Here is a 17,451-nt window from a genome sequence, read left to right as displayed (position 1 = left end):
CCTTCGCCGCATCAGACGCGGCGAAGGGAGCCTTCACTCCACCACCAGCCCCACCCACGAACACGACACGTTTGACCTTCTCCTCAATAGAACGCTCATTACCACTCGCGACCTCCGCGCAATGTACCCAAAATGGACAATATTGCCTGCCCGGCGTCCCTTGTGGACGGTCAAGAGCCTCATCTTCACCTCATGACCCCGGACCAGGCGCGAAACGGCCCGATATCGATACGGATTTACGGCGCGAACCTCCGGTGCACGACACTAGCGGGTGACCACGCTTGTTGCGGTCCAGTGGGGACCTGGATGACCTCAGCCTGAACGACGGCTGTGCGGGAGAGCTCGGACTCGACGTCGACCTTCGGGAGGCCGACGCAAAAGGTTGGTGAGTGCACCAAGCCGTGCCGTCCGCGAGTACGAAAGCAAGGTGTCCGCGAAGGTCAACCCTGCCCTCCCTGGGGCCGCGCGTGGTAGTGGGCACGCCCGTTGTCGTGCGTAGCCAGGGCACGGGCGGGAAGGAGATCGCACGTGTTTGGCAAACGCTATGCCGCATCGATGATCAACCGTAGTGCCGAGAACCCACAGGATCGGCGTCGGTTCCTGCGCGCTGCCGGGATGACGGGACTCGGGGTGGTCGGGGCGGGAGCCCTCGGTGGCTTGGCCGGTCCCGCTTCCGCTGCCACAGTCCGGCAGGCGGCGGGGGAAGCGGCGGCCGAGGGAATCAGCGACGGTGCCGTACTCAACTTCGCCCTCAACCTGGAATACCTGGAAGCCGAGTTCTATCTCCACGCCGTCACGGGGGAGGGGCTTGCCGATTCACTGACCACCGGCACGGGAACCCGTGGTGGCGTCACCGGTGGTCGTGCGGTGCGGTTCAAGACCAAGGCCGCCCGCCAGTACGCCCAGGAGATCGCCTCCGACGAGAAAGCCCATGTGGAGTTCCTCCGCACCGCGCTCGGCTCGGCCGCGGTCAGTCGGCCGGCGATCGATCTGCAATCCAGCTTCACCGCGGCGGCTCAAGCGGCCGGGCTGGTCAGGAAAGGCCAGAGCTTCGACGCTTTCGCCTGTGAGGAGAACTTCCTGCTCGCCGCCTATCTGTTCGAGGACGTCGGTGTCACCGCGTACAAGGGAGCGGCGCCGTTGATCAGCAACAAGACCTACCTCGAGGCCGCCGCCGGTATTCTCGCCGTCGAGGCTTACCACGCCGCGGGCATCCGTACCGCGCTTTACCAGCACAGCGGCGGAATTCTCGGTCTCGGCCTGCTGGGGCGGGATCTCAGGGAAGCCAGTGTCAAGCTTTCCAACGCCCGTGACAGTCTCGACGGCACGACGGACCTCGACCAGGGCGTCGTCGACGGGCAGGGCCGCGCGAACATCGTTCCCACGGACGGCAACGGGATCGCCTTCAGCCGGTCACCGGGCCAGGTGCTCAACATCGTCTACCTGACTCCCAAGGCAGCCACGTCGGGCGGGTTCTTCCCCAAGGGTGTCAACGGTGACGTGAACACCAGCGCCGCCAACGGCTGACACTGTGGCCGGGCCGAGCGGGCGCCTCCGCTCGGCCCGGCCACAACGTCGAGCCTGACCTCCGCTTCCCGCCTATCTCGGTCCCCTTTCGACAGTCGTCAGGGGTCTTTCGAGACAGCGAAGTGTGCGGCGCTGCCCGGGTAGGAGGATCAGCTCGTCAGCGTGAGGCCGACCGGATGCGTGAGCAGCGGCGACAGGACGCGGGCTCGCCCTGTGGCCAGGTCGATGCGGACCAGGAACGGGATACCGTGCGCCCGCACGGCCGCGACGGCCTGGTAATCGCGCGGGTCGTACGCACCGGCTTTCGCGGCGCCGGCGACGTCGAAACCGTTCACTGAGCTGATGTTCAGCCCGAGTCCGCCGACCGTGGTGAGCTGGCCGGTGTTGGGTGAGACGACCGGTGTCTCGCCGGGGAGGCTGCCCTGTTCGACCAGGGTGTCGTGTTTGGAGTCGAGGCCGTAGAGGGCGGTTGAGGTCGCCCCGGCGACGCTGTTGGTGTAGCCGGACGCGGTCACGCGGGGAGTCAGTGTCCGTCCCGGGTAGCTCAGCGGTGTGTCGGTGCCCGCGATCGCCCCGGTGTCGGGGTGCAGGCGGAGGTTGACGCCGCTGTCGGTCACGACCCTGATCCGGTCGACGACCGGGTTGAAGTCGAAACCGATCGCCTTGCCGCCCAAGGTGATCCGCGAACCGACCGCGGTGGCCTCGGCCGTCTTGGCATCGATCCGGTACAGCTGCCCCGAGCCGGACAGCGAATAGAGCGCGCCGGTGGCGGGCCGGGTGTCGAGGCCGATCAGCCGGTCGCCTCCGGCCAGTCCGGAGATGCGTTTCGCCGAAGCGGGCAGCAGTGGCCGTTCGCAGTGGTGTCTGCTCAGGGTGCCGTTTTCGCTCAAGACGAGAATGTCGCAGTCGTTGTTCCTCGTCGGCGTGGCGGAGGCGACGGTGCCGCTCGCCATAAGGGCCAGTATCACGCTTCCGGTCACCAGCGCGCGGGTGGTTCTGCGCATGTCAGCTCCTGTTTGTCGAGAGGGTTTACGGCCGGTGTATACGGCCGTGGTGTCCTTCGCGTTCATCCGTTTCCGGAAATTCGGGGATCGGATGAACATTCGCCCTGTCTGTTCCGAACACAGTTCGGCAGGAGGGACACGGAATGAGCAGATCGGCCGGTGGTGGCCTCGGCCTGACCGGGGAGCACGCGCTTCGTGCGGTGTACAACGCGCACGGACCGGAGCTGTACCGGTTCGCGATGCGGCAGCTGAACGACGACGGCGCGGCACAGGACGTGGTGCAGGAGGTGTTCCTCCGGGCGTGGCGGGCGGCGGATAGGTTCGACCCCGAGGTGGCGAGCCTTCGGGTGTGGCTGTTCGCGATCGCGAGGAATGTGATCACCGACGAGATGCGCCGCCGGTCCGTCCGCCCGGCCAGGGAGTTCGGTCTGGCCGATGAGCCCACCGAGACGGGGTTCGACGAACGACAGGTCAACGCCTGGCTCGTGGAAGAAGCGTTGCGGCGGATCACCCCGGAACACCGGGTGTGCCTTGTCGAAACCCATTTGCGTGGCCGGCCGTACGCGGAGGTCGCCGCCGAGCTGGGAATCCCGGTCGGGACGTTGCGCACGAGGCTGTTCTACGGTTTGCGGGCGCTCCGCGTCGTGATGGAGGAAATGGGGGTCGAGCTGTGAATCCCGATGATCACCGCGTTCTGCGGGAAACCTTGGGCGGTTACGCGCTCGACCGGCTTGACGAGCACGAACGACTCAAGATCGACGCGCATCTGTCCGGCTGTGCGGAATGCCGTTCGGAGCTACGAGAACTGAGCCCGGTCGTGCGCGCGCTGGGCCTGGCCGAAGCCGGGCATGTCAGCGAACACGGGCAGGTGACGGTGCCACCCGATCTCGGCGACGCGGTCGTGCGCAAGGTCATCGAGGGCTCGCGCCGTACCCGTTGGCGCCCACCCCGTTGGGTGGCCGCCGCGGTGATCGCGCTGGTGTGCGGTGCCGGTGCCGGCTGGATCGCGCATCCGGACACCCCCGCGCCGGGGCCGTTCGAAACGGTGCCGGTGACCACGTCGGTTCCGGCGATCCACGCTTCCGCCGGGCTCGTTCCCCATACCTGGGGCGTCGAGATCAAGCTGACGGGGACGGGATTCGACGCGAACAAGCGGTATCGCGTAGTGGTCGTGGACGAGACGGGAGCCCAAGCGGCCGCGGGCGAGTTCATCGGCACAGGTGCCGCGGAAATGCGCTGTAATCTCAATAGTTCCGTACTGCGCACGGGCGCCGCCGGATTCCGTGTGTTCGACGCTGGGGGACAGGTGGTCCTCGTGTCCGACTTCTGACCCGGTGCGCGGCCACTCGAGGATCGCGAAGGGGCCGGCCGTCGCCGTGGCCATGGAGTGAACCAGCGACGGCGACGACCGGCGGAACGCCGCCGCTACAGCGTTCCCCATACGGCAGGTCGTGCTCATCCTGCCGCGTGGCTGGAGCCCACACCCCGGACGGGTGGTGTGGGTATGGAAGTGGCCGCCGCGGCTGAAGAGTCCGACAGCTGCGGCGGCCACCGTGACCGGGTCATCGACGGGGGGAGCGATGACCCGGACGTGAGGGCTAGTTCTTGTTGGTACCGGGGGTGAGGACCTTGTCGATGACGAAGACGGTGGCGTTCTTGGTGGGGATGTTGCCGCAGAGGATCTTGGCGCCGTTGACGGTCATGGTGTCGCCGGTGCCTTCGATCTTGACCGGGCCGCCGGCGGTGTTGAGGCTGTCGACCGAACCGGCGGTCGCGAGGCCCTTGGCGTCGTAACGCTTCCCGACGACGTGGTACTGCAGGATCGGGGCCAGCTGGTCCGGCTTGCCCGCCAGCTCGGCGAACTTGGCGTCACCGAGGGCGGCGAAGGCCGGGTCCGCCGGGGCGAACACCGTGATGGCCTGCTGGCTGTTGAGCGTGTCCACCAGGTTGGTGGCCTTGACCGCGGCGACCAGCTTGGTCAGCAGCGGGTTCGTCGATGCCGCGCTGGCGACGGGCTGCGGGCCCATCGAGTCCAGCGAACCGGGCTCACTGCCCTGCGGCAGCTTCGAACAGGCCGGGCCGAACACGTCGGCGTTGGTGGTCACGCCGTCGGGCGAGCCGGTCGAGCCGGAGCTGGACATCGGGGCCGGCGAAGACGCGGCGGGAGCGGGGGTGTTGGCGGCATTGCCGGATGCAGGGGCGTCGTCACCGCTGCAGGCGGACAGGGCAAGGGCGGCGACCGCGGTGAAACCGATTCCTGCGACACGAAGCTTGTTCATGAAATACCACTCCAGGTTGAGGCGGCTGGTGTTGTCCGTTGTGGACGACTCGTTTTGTCTTCTTGCAAGGGATTCGGGGCTGCCGGTGACGTGGATTGGTCGTTCGGCGTTCTTTCTCAGGCGGCGGTGAACGTGACGTTGTGCCAGCCGGTCGTGCTGTCGGGCACGGTGCTGGTCGTCGGGGTACTTCGACGAGTTCCGGGACCACTACCCCCGAATAGCTACATTCGCGCGTCAAATCGGGCCCTTTGACCGCACTTTCGGACGTTCACATCAGTTCGCGATACCGGCGATCTTCAGACATCGACAATTCCGGCAACGTCGTAGTGAACGGAATCAACCCCGTCACAGTTGGAGTTTGCGCGGCCTCCGATCCGATCTCGCGGTGGCCGAACACGCCGTGGAAGCAGGTAGGTGTGCCCGGAAATGTGTGGAGCGACCAGAGCGGCCCCGGTGCCGGCACGGTGCCACCCTGGGATGGGCCGGCGCGGGACGAGCCGGCCCCGACGGCCGCGTCCTGCTGATCGGTGGCGATACCGGAATCGACGTCCACCGTGGCATCGGCCAAGCGTTCTGCGAACTCTACGATCCGGTCGCGCAGACCTGGGCGCCCACCGGCAGCATGCGGGTACCACGTCGAAACCATCAGGCGGTGCTGCTGCCCGATGGCGCCGTGTGCACGATGGGTGGCAACGGCCCGCAACTGCGAATAGAGCGCGGTTACGTCGCGTTCAGCCAATGGCGCACGGAGCATTACAACCCGGCGACCGGGGCGTGGACCGCGGGCGGAAACCTGCCCACCGGCCGAACGTTCCACCGGGCCGTGCCGCTGAAATCCGGGCAGATCCTGCTGGCGGGTGGCACGGACTCGGCAAGCTACGACGTGGGATACGCCGGCACGACCCCTGGCCGAGACGGCCGCCGGGGTGATCGGCCTCGACGAGGTGCTCGTCACTCAGCGCGTAGGACAGACGAAGATGACCGCAGGTGCCGAATGATTCGCCGGCAACGACAGTCACCTCGGCTTCTCCAGTAATAACGCGGCGAGTTCGATCGTCGTTTCCGGGCGGCGGCCGCGGATTCGTTTCCCGACACCTTCCGCTGAGGCGAAGACGTCGAAGGCGCCGCCCGGTTCAGGGCAAGTAATTCCTTTGACTTCGCTAAGAATCCGAACAATGAGGCGCCGCCGCCAGTCCCGCACGCCCGCTGTCATGGCCGACGCCGCCTACACGATCCTCACCCGCCCGTCCGCGAAACGACAGGCAACTTCTTCGTCGGTGACGAGGTCCTCGCCGCACGCGGGAACCACGGGCTTCGACCAGTACCGCGTCGTCCCCGGTGACACCGAACTGCAACTGGCCGTGTTCGTCGGCGGACCGCTCGGCGGCAACGTCGTCGAGATGACCCCGAATGCCATCGAATGCCGTCTTGAGAACGACTGAAGCCCCGCCCCTCCGAGGAGGAGCAGGGCTTCTGACCTGCGAAAACAGATGGTGCGCGATTCTGGGATCGAACCAGTGACCTCTTCCGTGTCAGGGAAGATCGAATGCGCTCCTGACCAGGCGTTTCCTCTGTTGTTGCAGGTCCGCGGTCTCTCGTTCCTCCTCGTTGGGACGACTTCGAACGCGTTGCGGCGCGTTCTGGTCGCCTGAGTATCGCCAGTTGATCTTGGATGGCTGGTTACGAGGAGTGACTTCGTGTCTGCCAAAGCTGTTGGCTTTTCGGTTGGGCGTGACGCTGTTCTGCAGCTGGTCACCGTGATCGTCGGCGTCATCGTGGGGTTGACGTTCCTGTTCGGTTCGGCAACGTCCTGGCCTTCGGGCTTCGGCTCGGCGTATCTGGCTGGGTAGCGCCACTGATCGCGCCCGCCGTGGACTTGTCGGTGCTAGCCCTGCTGATCGCGATCCGGCAGCTGTCTCTGTGTGGAGCCTCAGCCGAGGTGATCCGGCCAGCGCAATGGCTCCTGCTCGTTTCGAGCGTCGTCACGCTGGCATTGAACGTGGCTGAACCGCTCATCGCTGGGAGATCGGCCGGGCACTCTTCGACGCAGTTGGCCACTCTTGTTGATCGGCTGGTCGGAAGTCGGTGTGCGCCACGAGGCGTTGTTTGACCGAGTGGAGCTAAAAGGACTCCATCCGCTGTCTGTCGTGACGGGCGGTGTGGAGCTGAGGGCAGTCTGAGCCCGGAGGTGCGGGTGAGGGTGGCAAGCAGCCCTGACAAAGCCGGGACGGACCGGTACTGCCAGACGGTCCGGGTCCGGCGAGCGAGACGGAAAGGTATACGTGCAGGAACCAGCGAGTAACGCCCCTCAATCGGACCACCAGCTCAAATCTGGCGGATATGGGCTGGACAGCGGCGCGCACCCCGGGCTGAGTCCGGGCGAACTCCCGACCCGGTTTTCCAATGACCGTGATGCCCGGCGCGACGAGGTGGAGCCCGGTCAGCCAGTCGGCGAGGGTGTCGCGGGTGCGGGCCGGCGCTGGCCTGGTAGATGTCGATGCAGCGGCGGACCTGACCAGGCTTCGGTGCGCTCGGTCGCCAGCACTCCGTCCAGCAGGTTCACCCCAGCAGGTACGCGGATGTAGGCTATATTTAGAATATGGTGAATTTAGATCGGGTGCTCACTCGCGACGGTGGGGTGCTGCGGTACGGCGACCTGGCGGGGGACAGGTGTCCCGTCGTCTTCACGCACGGCGCAGGGATGGACCACCGGATGTTCGACGCGCAGGCGCTGGCCCTGAAGGAGGCTGGTCACCGGGTGGTCAGCTGGGATCAGCGGGGCCACGGCGAGTCGAGCCTCGCGCCGGGTGTCCGGTTCACCGCGGCGAGCGCGCTCGAGGATCTGAGCGCCCTCCTCGATCACCTCGGTCTCGACCGTCCGGTCCTCGTCGGGCACTCGCTCGGCGGGAACCTCGCGCAGGCACTCGTCCGTCGCTTTCCCGCGCGCGTGTCCGGTCTCGTCGTCGTGGACTCGACGTGGAACACCGGTCCGCTCACCGCGGTCGAGCGGTTCTCGCTGAAACTCGCCGCTCCGGCGCTCGCCCTCATCCCCGCCTCGCGGCTCCCGGGTCTCATGGCCAGGGCCTCGGCCGTGACTCCGGAAGGGATCGCCGAGTCCGAGGCGACGTTCGCGAACATGCCCAAACAGGTCTTCCTCGACGTCTGGCGGGCCACCGTGTCGTTCGTCGCCCCGGAACCGGGCTACCGCACCCCCGTGCCACTGGGCCTCATCCGCGGCGACCGCGACCGCACCGGCAACATCGCGGTCGCGATGCCTCGCTGGGCGCGGGCCGAAGGCGTGACCGAGCACGTCGTTCCCGATGCCGGACACGTGGTCACCCTCGACGCGGCGGACGCGGTGAGCACGGTGATCCGGGACATCATCAACGGCTGGGACGCGGCGATCGAGGAGCGCTCGGCATGACCGCGGCCGCCGACCGGGCCGCGTTCGCCACGGCGATGGGCGACTTTCTCGCGTCGTGGAACCTGCCCCGGGCTACGGGCAGAGTCTACGGGCGGCTCCTGCTCAACGCGGGTCCCGCGTCGCTGGACGAACTCGGCGAGGCACTCGGCCTCAGCAAGGGAGCGGTGAGCGTGGCCGTCCGCGAGCTGGTCTCCTGGGGGCTCGCCAGGACCATCCCGCAGCCGGGCAGTCGTCGGCTGCTCGTCGAGGTGGTGGGCGGGTTCGAGCAGCTCCTCGCGGCCAGTCACGAACGGACGCGGGCCTTCGTCCGGGTGCTCCGGACCGGAACGACGAGTGCGGAGGACGAACGCGCCCAGTCCCGGCTCACGGAGGTCGCGGACTTCTTCGAGTCCTATGTGGACGCAGGAGAGCAGATGTTGCGAAACAGGCGTTCGTAACGCGGCGCCTGACCCGCCGCCATACCCGGGAACGCGACGTCGATCCCGACGCACGCACGCTTCCCCGTGCGAAATGCCATGACGACAATCCTTGGTCACGGTCGTCGAGGACCTGGTTGACCCACTCGAAGCTGGTGCTCGAGCATGGTGTCCTCCGTGCAGGGGCGCGGAAGAGACCCTCGAGTCGAGGGTTTCTCTCAGCCCGTTCCACGGGGAAGTACTTCTATACCTGAGATGCTATTGACGACCTACTACCAGGCGCCGACTGGGTAGCGTCCACTGTGAATGCCGATCCTCATCGGGCAGAGGACGCTCGTCGGAGCGAGCCGCATGATCTCGCGCCGGGCGACGACGGCCGCGGTGTCCAGCCCCGGCCGGTGGTGGCCGACGCCGGCTACGGCGACGCCACCGAATTCCGGCTCGGCCCCACCGAACGCGGCCTGACCTACGTGCTGGCCGTCACCCCGCCCGCGACCGCCCAGCCCGCCGAGGAAGTGCCGGTGACCCCGGCCCATCGCGGCGCCGGACGACCACCGCAGCCGCGCTATCCCGACCAGCCGATCAATCTGAAGTCCCTCGTGATGGTGGCTGGGCGATCAGCAGGCCGGTTCGTGACCTGGAGACACGGATCGCGCAAGTCCCCCGGCAACCCGACCGCGAGCATGCGATCACGGTTCCTCGCCCTGCGAGTGCGTCCGGCCAACCGCAACATCCCCCGCCGCAGCGACGGGAGCCTGCCCGAATGCTGGCTACTGGCCGAATGGCCACCCGGCGAACCCGAACCCGCCGACTATCGGCTCTCCACTCTCCCCGCAGACACGAAGCTGCGAGACCTGGTACGGCTGGCCAAAATCCGCTGGCGCATCGAACACGACTACCGCGAACTCAAAGACGGCCTCGGCCTCGACCACTTCGAAGGCCGCTCCTGGACCGGCTGGCGCCGCCACGTCACCCTCGCCGCGGTCGCGCAAGCCATCTGCACCCAGCTGCGCCGCACCCCAAAAGCCCCTGCGCAGGCCTGACCCTCTACGCAGTCCTGCGCGAACTCCAAACTCTGCTCGCGGCCTGGACAGGCACCTGCCGACAACCAATCCAGACCCGAACCCCGCAACAGAAACCCCAGCTCAACAGCACCTAACAAAGCACTACTAGAAGCGGTAGGACCGCGGTTCCGGACGTTGCTACTTCTTCCAGACGATCGGGGCGTCCTTGATTTTCTCGGTGTCGGTGTAGGTGGCGGCGCCGACCTCGCTGCCTTCGCGGACGGCTTGCAGTTCGCAGGTCTTGTACTTCGCCCCGGCGGTGGTGAAGTCCTTCGTCGCGGACGCGGCCTTGCACTTCGGGATCTCCCCGGTGACGACCACGCCGGTACTGCGGCCATCCGGGCCCTGCGCGCGCAGCCTCACCACGCTGTGGGCGAGATCGGTGCCGCCGACGTTCTCCACCGTCAACCGGATGTACACCGGCCTCAGGCCCTTGGCCTTCTCGCCGACGGACGCCAGATCCGTGCTCGGGCCGACGTCGATCGAGTCGACGGTGATCGCGATGGTGCCGGTCTTGTCCGTGCCGTACTTGAACGGCACCACCGCGCGGTCGCCGACCTTCAGCTTGGTGCCGGGCTTGGTGATCTCGGCGGAATCGGTCGAACCGGTGGGCGCGGCGCTCGGGGCGGCGGACGAGGACTCGGCGGCGGCCGGCGTGGAGCCCTCGACCGGTGCGGCGGCGCTCTTGTCCCCACTCCCGCAGGCGGACAGCAGGGCCAGTGCGGCAAAACCGGCGGCGAATACCGCTGTGCGGTCGTACTTCATGAATCTCCTCGGGCTCCCCCCGCCGAATCGATTCCGGCGTGCTCACCACGTACGGTAATTGCCGACGCGGCCATCCGGCGTGGTTCGTTCGCGCCACAAAGGATCACGAAACGCTTACTCCGATCAGCTCATTCTCCGATCGCGCGGGCCACCGGCGCCGGCGTGGTGGCCGCCTCGATGTTCGTGCAGTCGTCGGTACCAGTGCCGCAGAGGCGGCTCAACCAGTCGGTCGCCGAGTACGAAGTGCTCAACATGCTCGAACAGTCCTGAGGCGGAACCTGTATTCACGTCCGTGAGGGCTACCTCCGCTGGCGCAACCGCCACTGCCCACTTCAACCGCCACTCGTCGTCCACTTCAAGACCCGCCGCCCGGACTACCTGCCCGACGTTGCGACGCGGACACGTTCGCTCGCCACCTTCCCACGGTCGGGGTGCTGTCACAGCGCACGTCGACGGCTGATCCGATCTCCTCGCGGATCGGTCCCCACACCGCGGGCGTGATCGATTGGAAGGTGAAGCTGGGCGTGATCTTCAGGATGACGCTGAAAACGGCGGGTACAGAAACCAAAGACCACAGTCTTCGCGTGTGGAGTTGTGTCGTCACGTGCATACCCTTCCGATCGGTTCGATTGCGAAACATCCAACAGTTTCATGAAGTCCAGCCCCTGGGGGAGCCGATCCAGGACGCGGGTGTCGATCCCTGGCGAAAGTCCTCGCGGTTTCGCAGCGGCGGCGTTCGCCGAGCCCGCCTCGGCCGCGGCGTGGAGGACCAAGCCCGCGTGGGGTGTGGTGTCCACCGCCGACCACACGAGCAATCCCGAGGTGAAGCGGTTCGGCTACCGGCGCGCGGGAATGAAGCAAATCGAGCTGTACTCGCCGCACCTGGTGATGCTGTCGCATCCGAAGGCCGTCGCGGACGTCATCCGCGAAGCGGTGCGGGCGGACGGCTCCATCGACGGGGACGGGCACTGACCGTCCTCTCACGACATATCGTCTCGGGACAACCCGTGTGCGACGTCGAGCACCGTCAAGGCGGAACGGGCCTCCAACGCGGTGGCCGGGTCGCGCAGATCCAGCCCCGTCAGCGTCTCGATCCGGCGTAGCCGCTGACTGATGGTGTTCGGGTGCAGCACGAGTGCCTGGGCGGTGGCCTGGCGGTCCAGCCGGTGGGCCACATGCGTGCGCAGGGTTCGCACCAGCGCGGTGCCGTGGTCCTCGTCGTGCCGGATGAGCGGGCCGAGGAGCCGGTTCGTGTAATCCCACAGCGGTGCCGGATCGTCGAGCTGGAGCAGGAGGCCGGCGACGCCGAGCCCCTCGAGGGTGACGACGCCGCCGGTGCGCTCGTCCCGCCGGGCGACGGCGAGCGCACCTCGGGCGACCCGGTACGCCTCGGCGAACTCGTGCTCGGTGGGCTCGGACACCGCGACCGTCACCGCGGTGACGCCGACGGCCGCGGACAGGGCTTTGCGGAACGCCTCGGCGACGTGCGGTCCGGTGGAGTATCCGGTCGCCGACACCGGCCAGAGCGCGACGACGGCGTCCCGGTGCAGCGCCACCAGAGGCCGCGGGCTGACGGTGGACGCGAGCAGGTTCGCCTCTTCGGTCGCGCGTCGGCGGGCGTGCGCGCTCTGACCGCTGGTGCTGATCTCGCCGACCAGCGCGTAGTGCGGGCACGCCAGGTCGTGGCCGAGCAACCGGGCCCGGTGCCGCAGCGCGTCCGCTCGTGGATCGGCGCCGCCGAGCAACTCGGCCAGCAACTCGCCACGCAGGTTCTGCTCGACCTCGAGTGCCGTACGTCGGCGCAGCAATTCCAGCGACAGCACCACAGATGCGTGTTCGAGCGCTCTTCGGTCCAAAGTGGATAGACGTCCGGCGTGGCCGGGCAACCAGACCCGGGCGGGGACCTCGCCGGAGAGGACGACGTCGGCGACGACGTGCCCGGTCTCCTCGCGGACCAGCTCGGCGCCCGGTGGCGGTTCGGCGCGCGACCAGCCGGCGTCGGGCGGCTCGGCCACCGGTCCGGCCGCGGCCAGTATTTCGCCCCGCGCGTCCTGCAGCACCACCGCGGTGTCGAGCAGGTCGTGCAGAGCGGCGGCGATGCCGGCCATCCCGCCGGAGCGGACCGACACCCGGAGCAGCCGTTCGTGGATCCGTTCCGAACGCGTCACCAGCTCGTGCTGTTCGCGCAGGTCCGCCACGAGCCGGGCCGAAGTGATCGCGATCGCGGCGTGTTCGGCGAGCAGCTGCAGGCGCCCGGTCTCCTCGGCGTCGAACTCGTGCACCGCCGAGCGGTAGCTGTTCAGGGTGCCGATCACACCGGACGCCGTGACGAGCGGGACCGACAGCATCGACCGGTAGTCCTGGTCGTGCGCGACGCCGCCCCAGATGAAGCCGGGTTCGCGGGAGATGTCGCTGACGGCGGCCGGGCGGCCGGAACGGTAGGCGCGGCTGGACGGTGCGCCGCTGTCGGCGCCCGGTTCCAGCGGGACGGGGTGGTCGGAGTTGACCCTGGCCACGTAGGTGGCGGAGAGGCCGTCCCAGCCGGCGATCACGAGGTTGCGTTCTTCCGCGTCGGGTACCAGGACGCCGCAGAAGTCCAGGCGGAGCAGTTCCCGGGCGGTCGACGCGACGAGGTCGAGCACCTCGCGCAGCCCGCGGCCGGAGTTCACGGCCGAAGTCAGCGTGCCGATCGCGCTTAGCCAGGTGCGCAGCTCAGATTCGTCGTCCACGAGCGCAGAGTGTTCCACGAGACACACCTTCTGTCGATTTGTGTACGCCACGACATGGTTTCGGGTGTCGGCCTGGATCAGACTCGTGAGCACTCTGCCGCCGGATCAGTTCAGAAAGGGCCGGAATGTCGATGACGACCGCCACGTCCCCCACCCACTCGCCCCAGGCCGCCGGTGACGGCCGCCCGGTGATCGACCCCGCCACCGGTGCCGTCATCCGCGCCGTCGCCGACAGTTCGCTCGCCGAGGTCGACGCGGCTGTCGCACGGGCCTGCGCGGCGTTCCTCGATGGCGCATGGCCCGCGTTGACCCGCACCGCGCGGGGGAGGCTGCTGCTGCGCGTGGCGGACGTCATCGAGGAGGCCGCGGACGACCTCTACCGGCTCGAGACCCGCAACAACGGCCGGCCGGTCACCGAGACCCGCGCCCAGCTGTCCCGGGTGCCGGAATGGTTCCGCTACAACGCCGGACTGCTCGCCGCGCAGCGGGACGCGGTGTTGCCCTCCGACGGGCCCTACCTGACCTACCAGCGGCGGTCCCCGCTCGGCGTCTGCGGCATCATCACCCCGTTCAACCACCCGCTGCTCATCCTGGCCCGCAGCCTGTCTGCGGCACTGGCCACCGGCAACACCGTGGTGGTGAAGCCGTCCGAGACCACCCCACTGTCCACTTTGGCCTTCGCTGAACTGCTCGCGAAGGCAGGGATCCCGGACGGCGTGGTGAACGTGGTGACCGGTGGCCGCGAAGTCGGCGAGCGGCTCACCGGGCATCCGGACATCGCCAAGATCACCTTGACCGGCGGTACCGAGGCCGGGCGGGCGGCGGCCGTCGCGACCGCGCACCGGTTCGCCAGGGTGACCGCCGAACTGGGCGGCAAGACCCCGATCGTCGTCTTCGACGACATCGACCCCGCCGTCGCCGCGGAAGGCGCCGCGTTCGCCGCGTTCGTCGCGGCCGGGCAGTCCTGTGTGGCCGGGTCGCGATTCCTGGTGCACCGCGCGAACTACGACAGTTTCGTCGCCGCGCTCGGCCGGCGTGCCGAGGCGATCCGGATCGGTGACCCGTCGGATCCGGCCACGCAGATCGGCCCGCTGGTCAGTGCGGCGCAACGCGACAAGGTGCTCGCGCTGATCGAGGCCGGACGCGCCGAAGGAGCACGGGTCGTGGCGGGTGGCGATGTCCCGGAGTTGCCCGCCCCGCTGGATCGTGGGTTCTTCGTGCGCCCCACCGTGCTCGCGGACGCCACGATGGACATGCGGGTGGCGCGTGAGGAGATCTTCGGCCCGGTTGCCGTCGTCGTTCCCTTCGACGACGAAGCCGACGCGATCGCCAAGGCCAACGACAACCGGTTCGGGCTCGGCGCGGGCGTCTGGACCCGTGACCTGGCCCGCGGACACCGCGTGGCCGATCGGATCCAGGCCGGGATGGTCTGGGTCAACGACCACCACCGGCTCGAACCGTCGCTGCCCTGGGGCGGCGTCAAGGAGTCCGGGACCGGCCGTGACGCCGGCGTCGAGTCGTTCGACGACTTCACCTGGCTCAAGACGGTCGTCGTGCGCACCGCGGACGACGACGTCGACTGGTACGGCTCCGACACTCCCGGCCGCCTCAACTGACACCCCCAAATACGTTCGACCTCCGGCAAAGGAGCCGTTCATGTCGAATCCCCCCACTCCCGCGCCGGGGAACTGGCGCACCGAGATCACCCGCACTCAATGGCTCGTCCTGGCAGGCACCACCCTTGGCTGGGCGCTGGACGGGTTCGCGGGCAGCCTGTACGCGCTGATCCTCGGACCGGCGATGACGGAGTTGCTGCCACACAGTGGAATACTGCCGGACTCCGGCTCCATCGGGCTCTACGGCGGACTGACCGTCGCGCTGTTCTTGTTCGGCTGGGGCACCGGCGGGATCCTGTTCGGAATCCTGGCCGACTACTTCGGACGGGTCCGGGTGTTGTCCGCGGGCATCGTGACCTACGCGGTTTTCACCGCGTTGGCGGCGTTCGCGGACACCTGGTGGCAGCTGGGTGTGCTGCGGTTCATCGCCGGTCTCGGCTCCGGGGTCGAGGCACCCGTCGGTGCCGCCCTCGTCGCCGAGGTGTGGCGCAACCGCTACCGGGCGCGCGCCTGCGGCGTGATGATGTCCGGCTACGCGCTCGGATTCTTCCTCGCCGCGCTGTCCTACGCGGTTCTCGGCGCCTACGGCTGGCGGCTGATGATGGGCATCGCAGTCCTCCCGGCACTGCTCGTGTACTTCCTCCGGCGGCACGTGCCGGAGCCGCCCGAGATCCGCGGCACGATCGCCGCCCGCCGCGCCCGCCGGGCCAGCGGCCGCCGGATCGAACAGGACCGGTTCGTGCTGGCGCGGTTGCTCACCCCGCCGCTCCTGCGCCCGACGCTGATCGGCACCGCGCTGGCGACCGGCTCACTGGTCTCGTTCTGGAGCGTCTCCTCCTGGTACCCGCAAGTGATCCGGCAGGCCGCCGCGGCCGCGCAGCTGGGCCCGGACGTGGCGAACTCCCGCGTGGCGCTCGCCTCCATGCTGTTCAACGCCGGAGGTGTCGCCGGCTATGCCACCTGGGGCTTCCTCGCCGACGCGATCGGCCGCCGCAGGGCGTTCCTGACCAGCTTCGCGATCTCCGCCGTGAGCGTCGCGTTCCTCTTCCCGTTCCAGCCCGGCTGGGGGACCTTCCTGGTGATCATCCCGATCGCCGGATTCGGCCTCTACGGTGCGCTTTCCGGGATTCTCGTCTACGGGCCCGAGCTGTTCCCGCCGTCGGTCCGGGCCACCGGAATGGCGCTGTACAACGGAATCGGCCGTTATCTCACCGCGGCCGGCCCGCTCGTAGCCGGGGTGATCGCCGTCTCGTGGTTCGGCGGCGACCTCGGCCTGGCGACCAGCTGCGTCGTCGCGATCGGCCTGCTCGGCGCCCTCGGCCTGCTGTTCGCCCCGGAGACGCGAGGCCTGCCCCTGCCGTCCGATCCGGACCCCGTCCCGGTTCCCGCCCCGGGGACCGCGGCCCGTTCCGAGGAGAATCTCTGATGTCCCAATACACCCACGCCCGCGCCGCCGTGATCGGCGGCTCCATCGGCGGGCTCACCACGGCGTTGTTGTTGCGAGAACTCGGTTTCGTGGTCGACGTCTACGAGCGCACCCCGACACCGCTCGACGGCCGTGGCGGCGGGATCGTCCTGCAGCCCGACACCGTCCGCTGGTTCACCGAGTGCAGCGAGCAGCACCCCGAGGCGCTGTCCACGGCCACTGAGTACGTCCAGTATCTGGGGCAGGGCAACGAGATCCTGCACCGGGAACGGCGCCGTTGGACCTATACCTCCTGGGGCACCTTCTATCGCGCGTTGCTCGCCGACTTCGGCACCGAGCACTACCACCTCGGCGAGTTCGCCTGCGGCGTCTCCCAGGAAGCCGACCACGCGACCGTCCGCTTCGTCAGCGGTAGACAGGCGCGGGCCGAACTGGTGGTGTTCGCCGACGGGATCACTTCGATCGGCAGGCGGACGCTGGATTCGGAGTCGGAGCTGGAGTATTCCGGCTACGTCGGCTGGCGTGGCACCGTGCCCGAGCACCGGCTGCCCGACGGGACCAGGGCATTGCTGGAGAACGCGATCTCCTACAGCGTCGTCCCGCATTCGCACATCACGCTGTACCCGATCCCCGGCGAGACGGGCACCGGTCCGCGGGACCGTTTGCTGAACTACGTCTGGTACCGCAACGTCCCGGCAGGCGCTGAGCTGGCCGAGATGCTGATCGACAAACGTGGTTTCACCGGCGCCGTTTCACTGCATCCGGGCCAGGTCCAAGACCGGTACGTCGACGAGATGCGCGCGACCGCCGAGGAACTGCTCGCCCCGGCGGCGGCCGAGGTCGTCACCGCCACCGAGCAGCCCTACATCCAGGTGGTCTCCGACGTCCGGTCGGCGAAAATGGCCGACGGCCGGATCGCCCTGCTCGGTGACGCCGCCTCCGCCGCCCGCCCGCACGCCGCGGCAGGCACCGCCAAGGCCGCCGCCGACGCCTGGGCGCTGGCGGACGCACTGACCGCAGCCGACGGCGACATTCCCGCCGCACTGAGGAAATGGGAACCCGGGCAGCTCGAACTCGGCACCCGCCTCCTGGCGCGGGTGAAGGAGATGGGGGAGCGCTCGCAGTTCCACAACACCTGGACTCCCGGCGACCCGAACCTGCGCTTCGGCCTGTACGGCCCCGTCCGCTGAGCAACCTGACC

General features: G+C 68.3%; 18 protein-coding genes. 12 read left to right on the top strand and 6 right to left on the bottom strand.

The features are described from left to right. Positions 1 to 528: 528 nt before the first annotated feature. Positions 529 to 1,527, top strand: a complete 999-nt coding sequence (locus ACLJO0_RS29350) for a ferritin-like domain-containing protein (protein WP_410581889.1) — start codon at positions 529 to 531, stop codon at positions 1,525 to 1,527. Positions 1,528 to 1,676: 149 nt separating this feature from the next. On the opposite strand, the gene ACLJO0_RS29345 is transcribed toward ACLJO0_RS29350, so the two are convergent. Continuing rightward, a complete protein-coding gene (locus ACLJO0_RS29345; protein WP_410581887.1) occupies positions 1,677 to 2,531 on the bottom strand; it encodes a DUF4394 domain-containing protein in 855 nt (284 codons plus the stop codon). Positions 2,532 to 2,674: 143 nt separating this feature from the next. Here ACLJO0_RS29345 and ACLJO0_RS29340 point away from each other — a divergent pair, with 143 nt between their 5' ends. Together ACLJO0_RS29340 and ACLJO0_RS29335 are read left to right on the top strand one after the other, a co-directional pair. Next, complete coding sequence (locus tag ACLJO0_RS29340) at positions 2,675 to 3,205, top strand: sigma-70 family RNA polymerase sigma factor (RefSeq protein WP_410581885.1); 531 nt, start codon at positions 2,675 to 2,677, stop codon at positions 3,203 to 3,205. Beyond that, positions 3,202 to 3,861, top strand: a complete 660-nt coding sequence (locus tag ACLJO0_RS29335) for an anti-sigma factor family protein (RefSeq protein ID WP_410581883.1) — start codon at positions 3,202 to 3,204, stop codon at positions 3,859 to 3,861. The genes ACLJO0_RS29340 and ACLJO0_RS29335 overlap by 4 nt, the downstream gene beginning before the upstream one ends. A gap of 268 nt (positions 3,862 to 4,129) precedes the next feature. On the opposite strand, the gene ACLJO0_RS29330 is transcribed toward ACLJO0_RS29335, so the two are convergent. Together ACLJO0_RS29330 and ACLJO0_RS29325 are read right to left on the bottom strand one after the other, a co-directional pair. Further along, a complete protein-coding gene (locus ACLJO0_RS29330; RefSeq protein WP_410581882.1) occupies positions 4,130 to 4,810 on the bottom strand; it encodes a fasciclin domain-containing protein in 681 nt (226 codons plus the stop codon). A 268-nt stretch (positions 4,811 to 5,078) separates the two neighbouring features. Continuing rightward, complete coding sequence (locus tag ACLJO0_RS29325) at positions 5,079 to 5,549, bottom strand: hypothetical protein (protein ID WP_410581880.1); 471 nt, start codon at positions 5,547 to 5,549, stop codon at positions 5,079 to 5,081. A gap of 436 nt (positions 5,550 to 5,985) precedes the next feature. Between ACLJO0_RS29325 and ACLJO0_RS29320 the strand changes: the two genes are divergently transcribed. The 5 genes from ACLJO0_RS29320 (at position 5,986) to ACLJO0_RS29300 (ending at position 9,693) form a co-directional block, all read left to right on the top strand. Further along, on the top strand, positions 5,986 to 6,252 hold the full coding sequence (locus tag ACLJO0_RS29320) for a hypothetical protein (protein ID WP_410581879.1): 267 nt from the start codon (positions 5,986 to 5,988) through the stop codon (positions 6,250 to 6,252). A gap of 255 nt (positions 6,253 to 6,507) precedes the next feature. Continuing rightward, positions 6,508 to 6,660, top strand: coding sequence for a hypothetical protein (locus tag ACLJO0_RS29315; RefSeq protein ID WP_410581877.1), 153 nt, complete (start codon positions 6,508 to 6,510; stop codon positions 6,658 to 6,660). 749 nt (positions 6,661 to 7,409) lie between these two features. Continuing rightward, the gene (locus ACLJO0_RS29310; RefSeq protein WP_410581875.1) at positions 7,410 to 8,234 is read left to right on the top strand and encodes an alpha/beta fold hydrolase; all 825 of its coding nucleotides are present in this window, start codon (positions 7,410 to 7,412) and stop codon (positions 8,232 to 8,234) included. Further along, entirely contained in the window at positions 8,231 to 8,671 is a 441-nt protein-coding gene (locus ACLJO0_RS29305; protein ID WP_410581874.1) for a GbsR/MarR family transcriptional regulator, read from the top strand. Before ACLJO0_RS29310 ends, ACLJO0_RS29305 begins: the two co-directional genes overlap by 4 nt. Positions 8,672 to 8,952: 281 nt before the next feature. Then, positions 8,953 to 9,693: a transposase gene (locus ACLJO0_RS29300; protein ID WP_410581873.1), complete on the top strand. Its 741-nt coding sequence runs from the start codon at positions 8,953 to 8,955 to the stop codon at positions 9,691 to 9,693. A gap of 159 nt (positions 9,694 to 9,852) precedes the next feature. Here ACLJO0_RS29300 and ACLJO0_RS29295 read toward each other — a convergent pair whose 3' ends face one another. Both ACLJO0_RS29295 and ACLJO0_RS29290 read right to left on the bottom strand, forming a co-directional pair. Then, complete coding sequence (locus tag ACLJO0_RS29295) at positions 9,853 to 10,479, bottom strand: hypothetical protein (RefSeq protein WP_410581872.1); 627 nt, start codon at positions 10,477 to 10,479, stop codon at positions 9,853 to 9,855. Between the two features lie 128 nt (positions 10,480 to 10,607). Further along, on the bottom strand, positions 10,608 to 10,733 hold the full coding sequence (locus tag ACLJO0_RS29290) for a hypothetical protein (protein WP_410581871.1): 126 nt from the start codon (positions 10,731 to 10,733) through the stop codon (positions 10,608 to 10,610). Positions 10,734 to 11,169: 436 nt separating this feature from the next. Between ACLJO0_RS29290 and ACLJO0_RS29285 the strand changes: the two genes are divergently transcribed. Further along, the gene (locus ACLJO0_RS29285; protein ID WP_410581869.1) at positions 11,170 to 11,451 is read left to right on the top strand and encodes an alpha/beta fold hydrolase; all 282 of its coding nucleotides are present in this window, start codon (positions 11,170 to 11,172) and stop codon (positions 11,449 to 11,451) included. An 8-nt stretch (positions 11,452 to 11,459) separates the two neighbouring features. Here ACLJO0_RS29285 and ACLJO0_RS29280 read toward each other — a convergent pair whose 3' ends face one another. Continuing rightward, positions 11,460 to 13,208, bottom strand: a complete 1,749-nt coding sequence (locus ACLJO0_RS29280; RefSeq protein WP_410581868.1) for a helix-turn-helix domain-containing protein — start codon at positions 13,206 to 13,208, stop codon at positions 11,460 to 11,462. 131 nt (positions 13,209 to 13,339) lie between these two features. Between ACLJO0_RS29280 and ACLJO0_RS29275 the strand changes: the two genes are divergently transcribed. The 3 genes from ACLJO0_RS29275 to ACLJO0_RS29265 are packed head-to-tail and all read left to right on the top strand — an operon-like array spanning position 13,340 to position 17,440. Then, a complete protein-coding gene (locus ACLJO0_RS29275) occupies positions 13,340 to 14,824 on the top strand; it encodes an aldehyde dehydrogenase (protein WP_410581867.1) in 1,485 nt (494 codons plus the stop codon). Between the two features lie 40 nt (positions 14,825 to 14,864). Then, positions 14,865 to 16,250, top strand: a complete 1,386-nt coding sequence (locus ACLJO0_RS29270) for an MFS transporter (RefSeq protein WP_410581866.1) — start codon at positions 14,865 to 14,867, stop codon at positions 16,248 to 16,250. Then, on the top strand, positions 16,250 to 17,440 hold the full coding sequence (locus ACLJO0_RS29265; RefSeq protein ID WP_410581865.1) for an FAD-dependent monooxygenase: 1,191 nt from the start codon (positions 16,250 to 16,252) through the stop codon (positions 17,438 to 17,440). Before ACLJO0_RS29270 ends, ACLJO0_RS29265 begins: the two co-directional genes overlap by 1 nt. Positions 17,441 to 17,451 lie beyond the last annotated feature (11 nt).

It is taken from the genome of Amycolatopsis sp. lyj-108, from assembly GCF_046549005.1.
GTDB lineage: Bacteria > Actinomycetota > Actinomycetes > Mycobacteriales > Pseudonocardiaceae > Amycolatopsis.
Note: the sequence above shows the minus strand (reverse complement) of the source record. Positions and strands in the feature narration are given on the sequence as shown.